Source organism: Caulobacter sp. CCNWLW153 (assembly GCF_036889365.1).
Classification (GTDB): domain Bacteria; phylum Pseudomonadota; class Alphaproteobacteria; order Caulobacterales; family Caulobacteraceae; genus Caulobacter; species Caulobacter radicis.
This window is the reverse complement of record NZ_JBAKFV010000020.1, coordinates 31,119-44,773: the sequence shown is the minus strand read 5'-3', so window position 1 is coordinate 44,773 and position 13,655 is coordinate 31,119. Positions and strand designations below refer to the sequence as shown.

General features: G+C 70.4%; 13 protein-coding genes, 1 pseudogene and 1 riboswitch. Of the genes and pseudogenes, 6 read left to right on the top strand and 8 right to left on the bottom strand.

Features of this window, described 5'->3' with window-relative positions:
- Positions 1–30 precede the first annotated feature (30 nt).
- Positions 31–609, top strand: a complete 579-nt coding sequence (locus tag V6S85_RS23785) for a nucleotidyltransferase family protein (RefSeq protein ID WP_334350500.1) — start codon at positions 31–33, stop codon at positions 607–609.
- On the opposite strand, the gene V6S85_RS23780 is transcribed toward V6S85_RS23785, so the two are convergent.
- The 7 genes and pseudogenes from V6S85_RS23780 to V6S85_RS23750 all read right to left on the bottom strand — a co-directional run bounded on the left by V6S85_RS23780 (position 606) and on the right by V6S85_RS23750 (position 5,363).
- Entirely contained in the window at positions 606–1,034 is a 429-nt protein-coding gene (locus V6S85_RS23780) for a hypothetical protein (RefSeq protein ID WP_334350499.1), read from the bottom strand. The two genes, V6S85_RS23785 and V6S85_RS23780, sit on opposite strands and share 4 nt — an antisense overlap.
- A gap of 83 nt (positions 1,035–1,117) precedes the next feature.
- A complete protein-coding gene (locus V6S85_RS23775) occupies positions 1,118–1,333 on the bottom strand; it encodes a hypothetical protein (RefSeq protein ID WP_101711290.1) in 216 nt (71 codons plus the stop codon).
- Positions 1,334–1,370: 37 nt separating this feature from the next.
- Complete coding sequence (locus V6S85_RS23770) at positions 1,371–1,724, bottom strand: hypothetical protein (RefSeq protein WP_116563736.1); 354 nt, start codon at positions 1,722–1,724, stop codon at positions 1,371–1,373.
- 73 nt (positions 1,725–1,797) lie between these two features.
- Positions 1,798–2,223 (bottom strand): hypothetical protein, encoded by a 426-nt coding sequence (locus V6S85_RS23765; protein ID WP_334350522.1) that lies wholly within the window; start codon positions 2,221–2,223, stop codon positions 1,798–1,800.
- A 142-nt stretch (positions 2,224–2,365) separates the two neighbouring features.
- Positions 2,366–2,542, bottom strand: a pseudogene (locus tag V6S85_RS23760) (response regulator transcription factor); the annotation flags it as partial.
- Between the two features lie 74 nt (positions 2,543–2,616).
- The gene (locus V6S85_RS23755) at positions 2,617–4,797 is read right to left on the bottom strand and encodes a xanthine dehydrogenase family protein molybdopterin-binding subunit (protein ID WP_334350498.1); all 2,181 of its coding nucleotides are present in this window, start codon (positions 4,795–4,797) and stop codon (positions 2,617–2,619) included.
- Positions 4,794–5,363, bottom strand: a complete 570-nt coding sequence (locus V6S85_RS23750; RefSeq protein ID WP_334350497.1) for a (2Fe-2S)-binding protein — start codon at positions 5,361–5,363, stop codon at positions 4,794–4,796. The genes V6S85_RS23755 and V6S85_RS23750 overlap by 4 nt, the downstream gene beginning before the upstream one ends.
- A gap of 191 nt (positions 5,364–5,554) precedes the next feature.
- On the opposite strand from V6S85_RS23750, the gene V6S85_RS23745 reads away from it, so the two are divergent.
- From V6S85_RS23745 to V6S85_RS23735, 3 genes are all read left to right on the top strand, one after another.
- Complete coding sequence (locus tag V6S85_RS23745) at positions 5,555–6,451, top strand: NAD(P)-dependent oxidoreductase (RefSeq protein WP_334350496.1); 897 nt, start codon at positions 5,555–5,557, stop codon at positions 6,449–6,451.
- Positions 6,452–6,660: 209 nt separating this feature from the next.
- A riboswitch (ZMP/ZTP riboswitch) is annotated at positions 6,661–6,741 on the top strand.
- A 28-nt stretch (positions 6,742–6,769) separates the two neighbouring features.
- Positions 6,770–8,362: a bifunctional phosphoribosylaminoimidazolecarboxamide formyltransferase/IMP cyclohydrolase gene (purH, locus tag V6S85_RS23740; RefSeq protein ID WP_116563745.1), complete on the top strand. Its 1,593-nt coding sequence runs from the start codon at positions 6,770–6,772 to the stop codon at positions 8,360–8,362.
- 79 nt (positions 8,363–8,441) lie between these two features.
- Positions 8,442–9,215 carry a dienelactone hydrolase family protein gene (locus V6S85_RS23735; RefSeq protein WP_334350495.1) on the top strand — a complete coding sequence of 258 codons (774 nt, stop codon included), beginning with the start codon at positions 8,442–8,444 and terminating at the stop codon, positions 9,213–9,215.
- A 160-nt stretch (positions 9,216–9,375) separates the two neighbouring features.
- Here the strand turns inward: V6S85_RS23735 and V6S85_RS23730 are convergent, their stop codons facing one another.
- Positions 9,376–11,712 (bottom strand): TonB-dependent receptor, encoded by a 2,337-nt coding sequence (locus V6S85_RS23730; RefSeq protein WP_116563749.1) that lies wholly within the window; start codon positions 11,710–11,712, stop codon positions 9,376–9,378.
- A gap of 93 nt (positions 11,713–11,805) precedes the next feature.
- Between V6S85_RS23730 and V6S85_RS23725 the strand changes: the two genes are divergently transcribed.
- Both V6S85_RS23725 and V6S85_RS23720 read left to right on the top strand, forming a co-directional pair.
- Positions 11,806–12,858, top strand: a complete 1,053-nt coding sequence (locus V6S85_RS23725) for an RluA family pseudouridine synthase (RefSeq protein WP_442885733.1) — start codon at positions 11,806–11,808, stop codon at positions 12,856–12,858.
- A 77-nt stretch (positions 12,859–12,935) separates the two neighbouring features.
- A complete protein-coding gene (locus tag V6S85_RS23720) occupies positions 12,936–13,649 on the top strand; it encodes a hypothetical protein (RefSeq protein WP_334350494.1) in 714 nt (237 codons plus the stop codon).
- Positions 13,650–13,655: the final 6 nt, after the last annotated feature.

Here is a 13,655-nt window from a genome sequence, read left to right as displayed (position 1 = left end):
GCTTCCGAAGGCGTCGCGGAAAGGGATCGCATGCGACTGGAGGCCATCGTCCTGGCGGCCGGCGCGGGAACGCGCTTTGGCGGCGGCAAGCTGCTCGCCGATTATCGCAGCCGCACGCTGCTGGACCACGCTCTGGACGCGGCCCTGGCGGCCCCGGTCGAACGGGTGACGGCGGTGATCCGCCCTGGCGACTCGGCCCTGGCAGAGCGGATCGCCGTCCGTACCGACCCGCGCCTGCGTCCCCTGCTCGCCCCCGACGCCGCCGAGGGCCTGGGCGCCTCGCTGCGCGCCGGGGCCCGCGCCCTCGATCCGGCCGGCGACGGGGTCTTCGTGTTCCTTGGCGACATGCCGGACGTCCCCCACGACCTGGCCGACGCCCTGGCGGCGCGACTGGTCGAAGGCGTCAGGATCGTCGCCCCGGTGCATGCCGGCCGGCGCGGCCATCCGGTGCTGTTCTCGCGCGCCTGCTTCGCGGACCTGGCGACGCTGGGCGGCGATCGCGGCGCCCAGGGGCTGATGGCCGCGGCGGGCGAGGCCCTGGCGCTGGTCGAGACCGATGCGGCCGGTGTGCTGTTCGATGTCGACCGACGCGAGGATCTGGCCGGCTAGGCGCCCTCGCCCTCGCCCTCGGCCCTTCGCTGCTCGCGCCAGTGACGCCAGACGGCGAAGGCCAGCACCGACAGTATGCCGTAGCTCCAGACCGCCAGGCTGACGGTGTAGGTGTTGATGGTCACCCGATGGTCGATGAAGGTCGCCAGGTGCGACGCCACCGCCAGCAGCTGGAAGGCCGACACCACGACAGTCCACAGGCGTCGCGACGACAGCGACACCCAGACGAACAGCGCCGCCACGACGCCGTCGATCACCATCACGCCCATATCGGTGAAACGCGGGCTGTTGCGAAACACGACCAGCGACACCAGCCAGCCGCCCAGCATGATCGCGCCGATGCGCCGCGCCGGCTTGTCGCCGAAGCGCAAGGCCGCGCCGCAGACGACGATCGCCACGCCCAGGGAAATCAAGGCTTGTATCAAGGAAGGACCCCCGTCTCGCGGGGGCCAAATTGCCCAAAGCCGGGTTCGGATCAAGCCTGATCCGAACCCGCTCTCACTTCGGTTCAGTGGTGGGTCAGCCGCCCCTCGCCGAGGATGCGGCGCACCTCGTCGATCACGACCAGGGCGCCTTCGGCGTCGTTGGCCTCTTCCATGGCGATCAGCCGGTGCATCAGCGCGGTCAGCACCCGCTTCTGGACGGGGCAGAGGTCGCGCAGGCAGCGGCCGAATTCGGCGGCTTCATCGATCGCCGGCTGAAGCGCGGCGAGAACGGCGGTCATGGATTGGCTCCGGAATTTAAGAGGGGCGCCGCGCGGACTACGCGGCGCGGCCGCCATCGAGGGCGCGCAGGCCGGCGGTGCGCGGCTGATCGCCGCCCTCGACCTTGCCCATGTCGCCGACGGCCAGGGCGCCGCAGCCGATCTGGGCGCGGACCTCGGCGAGATCGCCGTGCGCCTTCACGATCGTCCGACGGGCGGAAAGGATGTGTGTCAGGGTGTCGCCGAGGGTCTCGATCGCTTCCTGGCCGATCACGGCCGAAAGTTGGGCGTCGAGCCGCAGGGAGGGCAGCAGGCCCACCAACTCGGCGGTTTCGCGCAGGGCCGCGTCGATGGCGGCTTCGGCGCGCTTCAGTTTCTCGGCCCCAGCACGGGCCGCGTCGCTGCGTTTCATGCAAGACTCTCCCACTCGCGCGGGAGCCCCCCGCACGTTCAAGGCGATGGATTTTTGGAAAGCTGGTCGCCGGTCAGTGCGCCGGCGGAGTGCTCCAGCCCTCGCGGAACCGCTGGAGGGCGAAGAGGAATTCATGGGCGCCCATGGTCACCACGCTGAGCAGCACGCCGGCCGCCAGGGCTGAAACCAGGATCAGGCCCATCCATTGGGCGGGAGTCAGGTCATTGCGCCAACCTCCCCGCGTTCGGACCGGATCGGACTGTCGTCCGACAGGAACGCCGTCGCCGCGAGAACCCGCAGCAGCAGCTTCGACGGAGGATCGCCAGCCGCTTGCGCCTTGCCGCAGCGCCGAGACCGTTTCCGGCACCAGGCGCTCCCGCTCGGGAGTGCCCGCCATCAGGGTCAGGCCCTCTTCCAGCGATTTCCAGCTCGCGATGAAGAAGGCCGAACCGGGAGCGCCCGAAGGCCTCGTCTTGGGTGAGTTGTCGTTCATGGCCATGGCCGCTCCCGCTGTTGAAGTCAGGAGAGACCGGCTCGGGCTCGACGGCTAGGTCTGGCGATTGCCTACGGTAGTCATTACCGGGGTCCCAATTACCGGGGGCCTGCTCCCAGGCCACGAAGGCCAGGGCGGCGTCGCGACGCGGCATGCCGGCCAGGCGCCTACGGGCGCTGAGCACGTGCATCTCGACGGTCTTGGGCGACAGGCTGAGCAGGCGAGCGATTTCCTTCGAGCGCTGATGCTTGGCGATCAGGCGCAGGATCTCGCGCTCACGGGGCGTGAGTTTCTCGAAACCAAGGCTGTCGGCAGGCTCGACCATGGCGCTAAGATGGTCCTAGCACAGCCTCTCGTCCAGCGGTCCGACGTCAATTCCGGTCGCGCCAAGGTTAACACTCAGACAGACCGGACCAGCGGCAGCCGCGCCGTGGCCTGGCCCGACAGCGCCAGCAGGGCGTTGGCGACCGCCGGCGCGATCACCGGCGTGCCCGGCTCGCCCACCCCGCTGGGCGGCGCGGTGGACGGCACGATGTGGGTTTCCACCATCGGCGCCTCGCCGATCCGCAGCACGCGGTAGGTATCGAAATTGCTCTGGTCGACCGCCCCGTCGGTGAGGGTGATCTCGCCGTAGAGCGCCGCCGACAGGCCATAGCAGGTCCCGCCCTCCATCTGGGCGGCGATCTGGTCGGGCGAGACGGCCGTGCCGCAGTCGATGGCGGTGACCACGCGGCCGACCCTGGGCGCGCCATCCACCAGCTTGACCTCGGCGACCTGGGCGACGACCGAGCCGAAGCTCTCGTGCACCGCCACGCCGCGCGTCCAGCCGGCCGCGGCCGTCGGCCCGGCCTTCTCGACCGCCAGGTCCAGCGCCGCCAGGTGGCGGTTGGCGCCGGCCTTGGCGTAGAGCGCGCGGCGGTACTCGACCGGATCCTTGCCGGCCTTGCGGGCCAGCTGGTCGATGGTGTGCTCCATGGCGAAGGCGGTGTGGGTGGCCCCCACCGAACGCCACCACAGCACCGGCACGCCGACCTCCGGGAAGGCGACCTGGGCGTCGACGATCGGCGTGGCCTTGAGATAGGGCGAATCCATCGCTCCTTCGACGGCGGTCTGGTCGACGCCCTTCGCGGGCATCGGCGAGTCCTTCATGATCGACTGGCTGACGATGCGATGGCGCCAGGTCGCCGGCAGGCCGTCCTTGTCCAGGCTCACCCGCACGGCGTGCGCGACCAGCGGCCGATAGTGGCCGGCGCGCATGTCGTCCTCGCGGGTCCAGACCAGCTTCACCGGCTTGCCGCCCCCGACCTTTTTCGCGACGTGCACGCACTCGGCCACATAGTCGGAGGTGAAGGTCGCGCGCCGCCCGAACGAGCCGCCGGCGAACAGGGTCTCGACCTCGACCGAACCCGGCAGGGTCCCGACGATCTTGGCCGCGTTCAGCTGGTCCAGGGTCTGGCCCTGCGAGCCGTGCACCAGCCGCACGTGATTGCCGTCGACGATCGCCACGCAGTTCATCGGCTCCATGGTGGCGTGGGCGAGATACGGGAACTCGTAGACCGCCTCGAAGGCGTTCTTCCCATCATCGGGCCTTCCCGCCGCCTGGGCCACGTCGCCCTTGGACCCGAACGACTCCCATTTCTGGTCGGCCGGCCCCTTGCCGGTCGCCAGGTCGCGGAAGGCCGCGGCGATCTCGACGGAGCCACGTTTCTCGGCCTTGGCCTCGTCCCAGCGCACCGCCAGCGCCTCCCGGCCCAGGCGCGCGGCCCAGGTGGATCGCGCCACCACCGCCACGCCGGTCGGGATCTCGAACACGTCGACAACGCCGGCGACCTTCCTGGCCGCATCGGCGTCGAAGCTCTCGACCTTGGCCCCGAACTTCGGCGCATGGGCGACCATGGCCGTCAGCATCTCGGGCAGGTGGACGTCCTGAGTGTAGCGGGCCGTCCCGTCGCTTTTGCCTTGCGCGTCCTTGCGGCGCACCCGGTCCGTGCCGATCAGGGTGAAGGTCTTGGGATCCTTCAGAGGCGGGTTCTGCGGCGGCGTCACCTTGCCGGCGTCGGCCATCAGGTCGGCGAAGGCGGCGCTCTTGCCCGAGGCGTGGGTCAGCACCCCGTCCTTGACGGCGATCTCGCCGGCCGGGACGTTCCAGCGGTTGGCGGCGGCCTCGACGAACATCGCCCGCGCCCCGGCGCCGGCCTTGCGCAGCTGCTCCCAGCTGTTGGAGATCGCCGAACTGCCGCCGGTCAGCTGCGCACCCAGCGCGCCGTTGCCGTAGAGCTTGGCGTTGGCCGGCGACTGCTCGACGCGCACCTTGGTCCAGTCGGCGTCCAGCTCCTCGGCGACGATGGCCGCCAGGCCGGCGTGACTGCCCTGGCCGAACTCGATGTGCTTGGAGATCACCGTGACGAAGCCGTCGGGCTCGAAGCGGATGAACGGGCCGAACGCCCCGACCTCGACCTTGGAGCCGGCGCTCATCAGGTCGGCCGGCGAACAGCCCACAACCAGAGCGCCGCCGACCACCGCCGCGCCGACCATCAGCTCGCGGCGGCTGAAGCCTTCGGGTTTGACGGGCGCGTTCATCGCACCTCTCCGCGCTGGACGCGCGAGGTCGCCCCCGAGGCGGCCGAGATCGCTTCGTCGACGGCGGCTTCCACCTCCGCCTCCTTGGCGGCCGGCGGCGCGGCGACCACCGGGGCGGCGGCGCTGGTCGCGGCCTCCTTGATCGCCGCCCGGATCCGCTGATAGGCGCCGCAGCGACAGATGTTGCCGCCCATGGCCGCGTCGATGTCCTCGTCGCTGGGGCTCTTGGTCGCCGCCAGCAGGGCGGCGGCCGACATGATCTGGCCCGACTGGCAGTAGCCGCACTGGGGCACGTCCAGCCTGACCCAGGCCTGCTGCAGCGGATGGGCGCCGCCCAGGCCCTCGATGGTGGTGATCTTGGCGCCGGAGAGCGCGGCGATCGGCGTGACGCACGAGCGCACCGGGTCGCCGTTCACATGCACCGTGCAGGCCCCGCACTGGGCCAGGCCGCAACCGAACTTCGTGCCCGTCAGGCCCAGCTCGTCACGCAGCACCCACAGCAGCGGCGTGTCGGGCTCGGCCAGCACCGACACCGTCTTGCCGTTGACGTTCAAGCTCGCCGCCATGCGTCGTCTCCTGCCCTTCAAACCAGAGCTAACACCGTTCCTCGAAAGCTCCGCCAGTGAAATTTAACGCCGTCAGGATGGCCTCGGCTCCAGATCCTCGACGCCTGTTGCGCGAAAAGGCTCACGTTCGCGGCCGACGCGCCCTAGCCTTGGGACCAGACCCGCCCGGCCGCCGCCAAGAGGACCCCGCCTTGGACTCCTTCCCCGCCTATTTCCCCCTCGCCGGCCGCAAGGTGGTGATCGCCGGAACCGGCGAGGGCGCCGAGGCCAAGGCCCGGCTGTTCGACGGCTCGCCCGCCACGCTGGTGCGGCTGGACGGCCACGCCGCCTTCCTGCCCGGCTCCTACAGCGGCGCGGTGCTGGCCTTCGTCTCCAGCGCCGACGAGGTGTTCGCCCAGGCCGCCGCCCGCGCCGCCCGCGCCGCCGGCGTGCTGGTCAACGTCGTCGACAAGCCCGACATGTGCGACTTCAACACCCCCGCCGTCATCGACCGCGGCGAGGTGGTGGCGGCCGTCGGCACCGGCGGCGCGGCGCCCGTGCTGGCCACCATGCTGCGTTCCGACATCGAGGCCCAGGTGCCCGAAGGCGCCGGCCGCGTGGCCGCCCTGATGCGCAATTTCCAGAGCGAGGTGCGCGGCGCCCTGCCCACCCTGCATGAACGCCGGGCCTTCCTGCGCGAGGCGCTGTCGGGCGAGGCGGCCCAGGCGGCCATGACCGGCGACATGGAAAAGGCCGGCGCCCTGTTCCGCGAGGCCCTGGCCAAGAGCGTCAGGAAGGAAGGCAAGGTCCGCTTCGTGGCCGGCAAGGGCCCCGCCGACCTTTTGACCCTGCGCGCCGTGCGGGCCCTGTCGGCCGCCGACGTGCTGGTCATCGACGAAGCCGCCGATCCCGAAGTGGTCACCATGGCCCGCCGCGACGCCCACCGCCTGTCGCCGGCCGAGGCGACGCCGGAACAGCTGATCGAATTGGCCCGCAGCGGCCGCCAGGTCGTGCGGCTGGTGGCGGCGCCGGTCGAGGCGGCCGACATCCAGGCCCTGGCGGCTGCGGGAGTGGCGGTCGAGGTGCTGCTGGCGGCGCCGGCTTCCTGACCCCTCTCCCCCTGCGGGAGAGGGTGGCCCGCGAAGCGGGTCGGGTGAGGGGTCGAAAGCCCTCTCCGCCGCGACAATCGTTCGACCTGAAACGGCGGTTGGACCTTTTGAGAGACCCCTCATCCGGCGGCTTCGCCGCCACCTTCTCCCGCAAGGGGAGAAGGATCATCAGGCCGCATTGACTCCCCGCCCCCCCTCCGTATGTTCCGCGCCGTTCGAGTGACTGGCGTTGAAGGTGGGTGACCACCGGGGAGCTCGGAACGCATATGCCGCGCGCCTGGGCTCCTTTCTGATCGCAACCAGACCCGGAGTCCCGCCGTGCCCGCCGCCCCCGACTATCCGTCCGCCCCCGATCTCGTCGCGCCCAAGCGCGCCCTGCTGTCGGTCTCCGACAAGACCGGCCTGGTCGAGGCGGCCAAGGTCCTGCACGAGGCGGGCGTCGAGCTGGTCTCGACCGGCGGCACCAAGGCGGCCATCGCCGCGGCCGGCCTGCCGGTGAAGGACGTGTCGGACCTGACCGGCTTCCCCGAGATGATGGACGGCCGGGTCAAGACCCTGCACCCCATCGTCCACGGCGGGCTCCTCGGCGTTCGGGATGCGCCCGAACATGCGAAAGCCATGGCCGACCACGGCATCGGCGGCATCGATATCCTCTATGTGAACCTCTATCCGTTCGAGGCCACCGTCGCGAAGGGCGGCTCGTACGAGGAGTGCGTCGAGAACATCGACATCGGCGGCCCGGCCATGATCCGCTCGGCGGCCAAGAACCACGGCTACGTGTCGGTCTGCACCGACCCGGCCGACCTGGCCGACGTGCTCGAAGCCCTGAAGGCCGACGGCGGCACGTCGCTGGCCCTGCGCAAGACCCTGGCGGCCCGCGCCTATGCCCGCACGGCGGCCTATGACGCGGCCATCTCGGCCTGGTTCGCGGCCCAGCTGGGTCAGGACTTCCCGGCCCGCAAGTCGATCGCCGGCGAGTTGCGCCAGACCATGCGCTATGGCGAGAACCCGCACCAGAAGGCGGCCTTCTACACCTTCCCCAACCCCCGCGTCGGCGTGGCCACGGCCAGGCAGCTGCAGGGCAAGGAACTCAGCTACAACAACATCAACGACACCGACGCGGCCTTCGAGCTGATCGCCGAGTTCGACCCGGCCCAAGGCCCGGCCGTCGCCATCATCAAGCACGCCAACCCCTGCGGCGTGGCGCTGGGCGCCACCCAGCGCGAGGCCTATGAGCGGGCCCTGGCCTGCGACCCCACCTCGGCCTTCGGCGGCATCGTCGCCACCAACACTCGCCTGACCCGCGAGGCCGCCGAGGCCATGGTCGAGATCTTCACCGAGGTGGTGATCGCCCCCGAAGCCGACGACGACGCCGTCGCCGTGTTCGCCGCCAAGAAGAACCTGCGCCTGCTGGTCACGGGCGGCCTGCCCGACCCGCTGTCGACCGGCGACACCTTCAAGAGCGTGGCCGGCGGCTTCCTGGTTCAATCCCGTGATGACGCGCGGATCAAGGCGACCGACCTGAAGATCGTCACCCAGCGCCAGCCGACCGAGGAAGAGATCCGCGACATGCTGTTCGCCTTCCAGATCGGCAAGCACGTCAAGTCGAACGCCATCGTCTACGCCCGCGCCGGCCAGACCCTGGGCGTCGGCGCCGGCCAGATGAACCGCAAGGACTCGGCCCGCATCGCGGCCCTGCGCGCCGCCGACTTCGGCCTGGACCTGGCGGGCTGCGCCTGCGCCTCTGAAGCCTTCTTCCCGTTCGCCGACGGGCTGATCCAGGCGGCCGAAGCCGGCGCCACGGCGATCATCCAGCCGGGCGGCTCCATGCGCGACGCCGAGGTCATCGAGGCCGCCGACAAGCTCGGCCTCACTATGGCCTTTACCGGCGTGCGAGTGTTCCGCCACTAGGACCTTTGGGAGGCCTCGACAGGCCTCCCAAATCCGTTCACCTCCGCGCGCGGACAGGCGGGGACAAGGCGGCAGCACGATGGACAGCACATCCTGGGGGGCCAAGGTCGTCGCGCGCTCGCGGGTGTTCAAGCCCGCGGGCCTGGGCCCCTTCCCGGTGGCGCTGATCCTGCACGGCTGCGGCGGCAAGACCCCGTTCCTGGAGACCTATGCGGAAGTCGCCGTGAAGGCCGGCTACGCCGCCGTCGTGCTCGACTCCTTCAAGCCGCGCGGCATGAGCACGCTGGACGGCAAGCTCTTCGTCTGCACCCTGATGACCCTGCACGGGGCCAAGCGGGCCGCCGACATCTTCGGAACCCTGGCCTGGCTGAAGACCCAATCCTGGGCGCGGCCCGACCAGGTGTTCCTGGCCGGCTGGAGCCACGGCGCCTGGACGATCATGGACGCCTACGCCGCCGGGACCTCTGCCCCCAGCGCCACCGGCCTGCCCGACGCCGACGCGGTCGCCCTGCGCCGGCAGGTCAAGGGCGCGCTGCTGGTCTATCCCTATGCCGCCTACCCCTCGATGACCAGCCGCCGCGGCTGGGGCCCGGGCGCCCCGCCGGTATGGTCGGTGCTGGGCCAGAAGGACGGCGTGGTCGGCTGGCGCTTCCCCAAGAAGGCGCTCGACCGCCTGACCGCCGACGGGGTGAAGGTGGATCTCAAGCTCTATGCCGACGCCACCCACGCCTTCGACGACGACAAGGCCAACGACCCCCGAGCCATCTACCGCCCGGACCTGTTCCAGGAGGTGCAGGACTATTTCGGCGCGGCGCTGAAGGCCGTCGCGCCAACGCCGGGGCTGTTTGCCTAGATCCCTCTCCCGGAGGGGAGAGGGAGGGGCCCGCGCGTAGCGTGGGAGGGTGAGGGGTGACGGCGTCAACCGGCGTGCCGGCACGCCGTCTTCAGTCTTCAACCCCTCATCCGACGGCCTTCGGCCGCCACCTTCTCCCTACAGGGAGAAGGATTCCGAACTACCGCTTGATCGACACCGACACGCCCATGAAGCGCGGTTCGCCGGCGATGAAGGTGGGGATGCCGAAGGCGTCGCCCGTGTTGCCGGCGTCCTTGATATAGTCCTGCTCCAGCACGTTGGTGACGAACGCGCCGAAGGTCAGCGGGCTGTTGTCCGGCTGGTAGGTCAGGCGCAGGTTCAGGAGACCGTAGGCCTTCTGCTTCTCGTCCTGCACGGTGTCCTTGATCACGCCGGTCGTGGTCTGCAGGGCGGCGATGTCGTTGTTGTTGTCGAAGAACATCTCCGACTGCCAGGTGTAGGTCGGGATCAGGGTGAAGCGGCCGACGGCGGTGTCGAAGCCGGCCTTCACGCCGATCGAGGCCTGGTGGTCGGGCGACAGGCGGAAGTGGTTGCCGTCGAACAGGCCGTTGCCGAAGCGGGCGTGGCTGTAGCCGTAGGTGGCGAAGACCAGGAAGTCCTTCGTCGCCTGGAAGTTCACCTGGCCCTCGAAGCCGGTGGCCTTGGCCTCGCCGGCGTTCAGCGGGATGGTCTGGCCGTTGGCGTTGCGCTGGCTGGTCTGGAAGTTCTCGTAGTCGTAGCGGTAGATCGCGCCTTCCAGGGTCAGGCGACGGTCCAGCAGGGCGGTCTTGGCGCCGGCCTCGTAGGAGGTGACCTCCTCGGCCGCCACTTCGCGGAAGGTCGCCGCCGCGCCGGGCGCGCCATTGCTGCCGGCCAGCACCTTGGGCCGGCGGCCGGTCGAGACCGAGCCGTAGAGGCTGGTGTTGTCGGCCGCCTTGTAGCGGGCCACCAGGCGGTAGGTGACGCCGTTGTCGGTGAAGTCCTGGTACTGCGCCTGGCCGTTCAGGGTGGGTTGCACGATCAGGCCGCGCTGGGTCCCGGTCTGGGCCAGCATGATGATCGACGGGCCGCTCATCGAGGCGCCGTAGCCGCTGGTCTTGTCGTCGTAGGTGTAGCGCGCGCCGGCGGTCAGCTCGAGGCGGTCGGTGGCCTTGAAGGTGACGTCGCCGAACACGTCGTACGAGTTGGTCTCGCCGTAGTTGGTGTATTCCTCGCGGCGGGCCGACGGCAGGGCCGCCAGCGCCGGCAGGACGTTGATCACCGACATCGGCAGGGCGTTCGGGATCGGCAGCTGGCCGGTCAGGAAGAGGCCGGCGACCTTCTCGTTGATCAGCATCGGCACGCGCTGGCTGCCGTCCTCCCAGAACCAACTGGCGCCGCCGAAGGCGGTGATGCGGCCGCCGGCGTCGTAGTTGAGGCGGAACTCCTGGCTGGCCGACTTGCCTTGGGCGTCCTCAGCGAAGGTCAGCATCGGCAGCGAGAAGCCGTCCGGATCGAACACTTCCTCGCCGGTGAAGTAGCGGTAGGCCGAGGTCGAGTTCAGGGTGAACTTGTCGTTGAGCTTGTAGCTGGCCAGGGCCGTCAGGCTCCACAGGCGACGGTTCAGGCCCAGTTCCTGGTTGTTCTCGAAGCCCTCGACGGTGGACAGGGCCGCGCCGGAATTGCGGCCCCGGTCACCGATCACCGCGCCGGTCTGCGGGTTGGTCGGGGCGTAGGTCAGCGACTTGAAAGAAGTGCCGGACGGATTGTCCTGCTGGTAGTTGTAGAGCACGTCCAGCTTGAAGCGGTCGCCCGGGTCGTAGGCGATGGCCACGCGCACGGCCTGGGTGTTCGTGGAGTTGAAGTCCTCGCCGCCCAGCAGGTTCTCGACATAGCCGTCGCGCTTCTTGGAGCGGGCGGCCACGCGCACCGCCAGGGCGTCGCCGATCGGCACGTTCACGACGCCCTCGATCAGGGCGTAGCCGTTGTCGCCGCCCTCGATCTTCAGGTTGGCGGCCGCTTCGTGCCTGGCCTTGGCCTGGATGATGTTGACCGCGCCGATCAGGGCGCCGCGACCGTAGAGGGTCGACTGCGGGCCCTTGGCGATCTCGACGCGCTCCAGGTCGAAAAGTTCGACATAGGAGCCGCGCGACTTCGAGATCGAGACGCCGTCCTGGTAGACCGACACGCGCGGCTCGGTGGTGGCCTCGCCGCTGTCCGACGTGATGCCGCGCATCACGAAGCCGGGGTTGTTGGGCGACTGGTTCTGCACGTCGAAACCGGGCACGAACTGGCCCAGCTCCTCGAACTCCTGCAGACCCAGCGCCTCGAGGGTCTCGCCCGAATAGGCGGTCAGCGCGATCGGCACGTCCAGCACGCTCTGCTCGCGCTTCTGGGCGGTGACGACCACTTCCTGCACTTCGGTCGAGGGCGGGGCGTCGGCGGCGAAGGCCTGGCCGGCGATCATCAAGGCCAGCAGGCTGGCTCCGGCGAGCGAGGTGGTGCGGATGGCGCGCATGGACTATTCCCCTCCAACAACTGTACGAGGCCTCGCCCCTAGGGAGCGGCCGTGTCGCCCACGCGACGGGGTTGTGAAGGAGCCGTGAAACCCTTGGCCGACGCCGACGACGAGATCGAGGACCTGCTGGACGCCCCCGACGACGCAGCGGCCGCCGATACGGCGGGCGAGCGCCGCCTGCAAGGCCGTCTCGACGGCGATCTCGTCGGCCAGCGGCTCGACAAGGCCCTGGCCGTGCTTTTCGACGATCTCTCGCGCGCCCGGCTCCAGGCCCTGATGGCGGAAGGCCGCGTCTTCCGCCTCGACCGGAGCGACCAGCCGCAAGCGGTGACCAACGGCTCGGCCAAGGCCCAGGCCGGCGACTACCTGGTCGTCGAACCGCCCCCCGCGCCGGCGATTCCCGAGCCCGAGGCCATACCGCTCAGCGTGCTCTATGAAGACGCCCACCTGATCGTGGTCGACAAGCCGGCCGGCATGGCCGTGCATCCCGCCCCCGGCAGCGAGACCGGCACCCTGGTCAACGCCCTGCTGCACCACTGCGGCGACAGCCTGTCGGGCGTCGGCGGCGTGGCCCGGCCGGGCATCGTCCACCGGCTCGACAAGGAAACCTCCGGCGTCATGGTCGCGGCAAAGAGCGACGCGGCCCATCGTGGCCTGTCGGCCCTGTTCGCCACGCACGACATCGACCGCATGTACGTCGCCCTGGTGCGCGGCGCGCCGCATCCCTCTTCCGGCACGATCGAGACGCGCCTGGGCCGCTCGCCGCACGACCGCAAGAAGATGGCGGTGCTCCGGAGCGGCGGCCGCGAGGCGGTCACCCACTACAAGGTCGAGCGCGCGTTCGGCGGCGACGGCGGCAAGCCGCAGGCCGCCCGGGTGTCCTGCCGGCTGGAGACGGGCCGCACCCACCAGATCCGCGTCCACATGGCCAGCAAGGGCTCGCCGTGCCTGGGCGACCCCGTCTACGGCGCCGGCGCGCCCGCCGCCCCGGTCAAGGCGATCCTGGTCGAGACCGGTTTCGCACGCCAGGCGCTGCACGCGGCCCTGCTGGGCTTCGTCCATCCGGTGACCGGCGAGACCCTGCGCTTCGAGACCCCCCTGCCGCCCGACATGGCCGCGGTTCAGGCGGGGCTGGAGGCGCTGTGAACTTGCGCCCGCGAAACATTCGCGCCCTAATTCAGCTTCGCCGCCCGCGTATCGGTTGAGGGCTGGAGATCCGTCACATGCTGTTCGTCGCCCGCCTCGCTACGCCTCTTTCCCTCGGTCTGGCCCTGCTCGCCGCGCCCGTGCTGGCCCTCGCCGCCGGCGCCGACGACGAGGTGGTGGCCACGGCCAAGACGACGTCGAGCCCGGCCCAGGCCGCGACCGCCCCCGCGCCGGCCGCGCCCGAGGCCACCCGCCCCCTGACCACCCAGGAGCAGATCGACGCCTGGCTGAAGGCCTCGCCGGTCAAGACGACGGCCCAGGACGGCGGCGGCCCGCTGAACCTGTCGCGCGACGACGACGCCGGCCCCATCAAGCGCAAGGTCCACGGCAGCGTCGAGGTCGGCGTCGGCACCGGCGGCTATCGCCACATGTCGGCTAGCGCCCTGTTTCCGGTCGGCGAGACCGGCACGCTGGGCGTCGCCGTCTCGCAGACCGAATTCGGCAAGAACGGCCGCTGGGGCTACGGCTACGACGACTTCGGCTATGGCGGTCCGGGCTACGGCGGCCTGGGCTATGGCGGGCTCGGATACGGCGGCTATGGCTACGGCCCCTATGCCCGCGGCGGCAAGAGCCAGTCGGTCGCCGTGTCGCTCGACATGTCGGGCCGCGGCGCGTCGGCCGAGCGCTGCGTCGACGGCCTGCGCGCCGACGACGGCCGCTATGTCGAACCGCTGTGGGCCACCCAGATGCGCGGCTCCCAGCGCCCCTGCGACATCGACGACCGTCGCTGACCAGAC

Excerpts from the sequence above, each read along its gene's own strand:
- V6S85_RS23720 (WP_334350494.1), top strand. The coding sequence starts at position 12,936 with ATGCTGTTCGTCGCCCGCCTCGCTACGCCTCTTTCCCTCGGTCTGGCC.
- V6S85_RS23735 (WP_334350495.1), top strand. The coding sequence starts at position 8,442 with ATGGACAGCACATCCTGGGGGGCCAAGGTCGTCGCGCGCTCGCGGGTG.
- V6S85_RS23770 (WP_116563736.1), bottom strand. The coding sequence starts at position 1,724 with ATGAAACGCAGCGACGCGGCCCGTGCTGGGGCCGAGAAACTGAAGCGC.
- V6S85_RS23730 (WP_116563749.1), bottom strand. The coding sequence starts at position 11,712 with ATGCGCGCCATCCGCACCACCTCGCTCGCCGGAGCCAGCCTGCTGGCC.
- V6S85_RS23750 (WP_334350497.1), bottom strand. The coding sequence starts at position 5,363 with ATGGCGGCGAGCTTGAACGTCAACGGCAAGACGGTGTCGGTGCTGGCC.
- V6S85_RS23765 (WP_334350522.1), bottom strand. The coding sequence starts at position 2,223 with ATGGCCATGAACGACAACTCACCCAAGACGAGGCCTTCGGGCGCTCCC.
- V6S85_RS23785 (WP_334350500.1), top strand. The coding sequence starts at position 31 with ATGCGACTGGAGGCCATCGTCCTGGCGGCCGGCGCGGGAACGCGCTTT.
- V6S85_RS23755 (WP_334350498.1), bottom strand. The coding sequence starts at position 4,797 with ATGAACGCGCCCGTCAAACCCGAAGGCTTCAGCCGCCGCGAGCTGATG.
- V6S85_RS23775 (WP_101711290.1), bottom strand. The coding sequence starts at position 1,333 with ATGACCGCCGTTCTCGCCGCGCTTCAGCCGGCGATCGATGAAGCCGCC.